The sequence below is a fragment of the Ferrovibrio sp. genome (genome assembly GCF_035304305.1).
Taxonomy (GTDB): Bacteria; Pseudomonadota; Alphaproteobacteria; order Ferrovibrionales; family Ferrovibrionaceae; genus Ferrovibrio.
The window spans coordinates 1-2,192 of sequence record NZ_DATGQG010000122.1 but is presented as its reverse complement, the minus strand read 5'-3'; the positions used below and the strand labels follow the sequence as shown (position 1 = coordinate 2,192).

Annotated in this window: 2 protein-coding genes and 1 pseudogene; 1 reads left to right on the top strand and 2 read right to left on the bottom strand. The window is 64.1% G+C overall.

Features of this window, described 5'->3' with window-relative positions; translation table 11 throughout:
* A partial coding sequence (locus VKZ87_RS13685; protein ID WP_324221816.1) for a TRAP transporter large permease occupies positions 1 to 1,125 on the top strand: 1,125 nt, incomplete at its 5' end.
* Here VKZ87_RS13685 and VKZ87_RS13680 read toward each other — a convergent pair.
* Positions 1,119 to 1,607 carry a MarR family winged helix-turn-helix transcriptional regulator gene (locus VKZ87_RS13680; protein ID WP_324221815.1) on the bottom strand — a complete coding sequence of 163 codons (489 nt, stop codon included), beginning with the start codon at positions 1,605 to 1,607 and terminating at the stop codon, positions 1,119 to 1,121. The genes VKZ87_RS13685 and VKZ87_RS13680 overlap by 7 nt on opposite strands.
* A gap of 401 nt (positions 1,608 to 2,008) precedes the next feature.
* Positions 2,009 to 2,192: pseudogene (locus VKZ87_RS13675) on the bottom strand (maleylacetoacetate isomerase); the annotation flags it as partial.

The window sequence follows — 2,192 nt, the reverse complement described above, 5'->3', positions numbered from 1 at the left end:
TCGCTGTCGGTGATTCCGCTGTTCGTGCTGATGGGGAACCTGGTATCGCAGGCCGGCCTGTCGGACGCCGTCTACCGCGCTTCCCACGCCTTCATGGGCCATTGGCGAGGCGGTCAGGCCATCGCCACCATCGCCGCCTGCGGCGGCTTCAGCGCCATCTGCGGCTCCAGCCTGGCGACTGCCGCCACCATGGGCAGGGTCGCCATGCCGCAGATGCGCCGCTATGGCTACAGCGACTCGCTGGCAGCGGCCTCCATCGCCGCCGGCGGCACGCTGGGCATACTCATCCCGCCCAGTGTCATGCTGGTCATCTACGGCATCCTCACCGAAACCAGCATCAGGGATTTGTTCGCGGCCGGCCTGCTCCCGGGCCTGCTGGGCATTCTGCTGTACATGGCGGCCGTGCGCTGGTCGGTCTGGCGCAATCCGCAGGATGCCTCTGCCCGCGCCGAGCCCACGCCTTGGGGCGAGCGGCTGCGCGCCCTGGCCCGGGTCGGGGATACCCTGCTGCTGTTCTCGCTGGTGATCGGCGGCATGTACCTGGGGGTGTTCACCCCGACCGAAGCGGCCGGCATCGGCGCCATGGGAGCCTTTCTTATCGCCCTGTTGCGCCGCCGGCTCACCCTGCGCATCCTCATGAGCGTGCTCATGGACACCGCCCGCACCACGACGAAGCTGTTCGCCGTGGTGCTGTCCGCACTAATCTTCTCGAACTTCATCAACCGCGCCGGGCTGCCCGATGACCTGCTGAGTTTCGTCAACGGCCTCGATCTTTCGCCGCTGGGCGTGCTGCTGGTCATCCTCGGCATCTATATCGTGCTCGGCTGCATGTTCGAGAGCATGTCGATGATCCTGCTGACAGTACCGGTGTTCTTTCCGGTGGTCGCCGGCCTCGGCCTGGACCTGGTGTGGTTCGGCATCCTGGTGGTGATCGTCACCGAAATCAGCCTGATCACGCCGCCGGTGGGGATGAACGTCTTCGTGCTGCGCGGCGTGCTGCCGGATGTAAGCACCGGAACCATCTTCCGCGGCATCGTGCCGTTCATCGCGGCCGACTTCGTCCGCGTGGCGCTGGTGCTGCTGTTCCCAGCGCTGACGCTGTGGCTGCCGCAAATCTTTTACTGATCCGATGGCGGCGGAATCACTCCGCCGCCGCTCTCCATTTCCTCCAGCCGTCGTTCCAATCTGTCGATCAGCAACCATAAATCGCGCAGCTCGCGCGCCGTCAGCGTGTCAATGAGCTCGGCCTCCCAGGCACGTGCCAGCGGCAGCAACTCGCGCAGCAGTTCCTCGCCGGCCTCGGTCAGCGTCAACAGCTGCACCCGATTGTCCTCGGGCGACGGCGCCCGGCTGATCAGCCCGCGCTCGGCAAGCCGCTGCAAGGCGCGCGATACCGTGGACTTGTCGACGTTGGCGTTGCGGCTGATCTCGGTGGCGGTCTGCGGCTGCAGATGACTCAGCCAAGCCAGGGTGCGCCATTCGGGCACACTGAGGCCATAACGCCCGCTATAAACCTTGGCGAGCGCCTCGCTGAGGCGCTCGCCAAGACGATAAAGGCGATAGGGCAGAAACTGCCGCAGATCCAGTTCCGGTCTCCGTTTGCTCATTGCGCTTTCCTGGCTTTTCCCAAGGCAATTTTAGTTTCATTGTGTTTTTGCGGGAAAGACGAATCCAAATTTGAAAAAACAGCCGCCCGCACGGCAGCCATGCCTTTGCGTTTTCGGCGATGGATAGGCGGTGCCCCAAAGAGAATTTGCATGAAATCACTCGATGGATTCACTCCCATCGCCACCTTGTCGGCACGGCTTCGGCGATCCTGCGAAAACTCTTTTCTGGCCGGCAATCGGCGCTAAAAAAGCAGCGCAGCGACCGCACCGTACCATGTCGGCGCGGTCGCCCGCCGACACTCATGAGATTCGGCGTTTCCCGCCAACCCTGCCGCTACGCGGCGTGAACCCGAGCAAAGCGAGCGAGGCTCGAAACGATGGCCTATGCGGACGCGCCCCGTTCATGCCGCGTCCGGCTGGCAGGACGGATGCGCGTCGGCGAAAGCCGGCAGTCGATTGCAGGCATCGACGATGCGCCGAATGGTCGGATATGGGGTCATGTCGCAGCCGAAGCGCTCGGCGTTGAACACCTGCGGTACAAGGAAGACATCGGCCAACGTCGGCGTATCGCCATGGCAGAAGCGC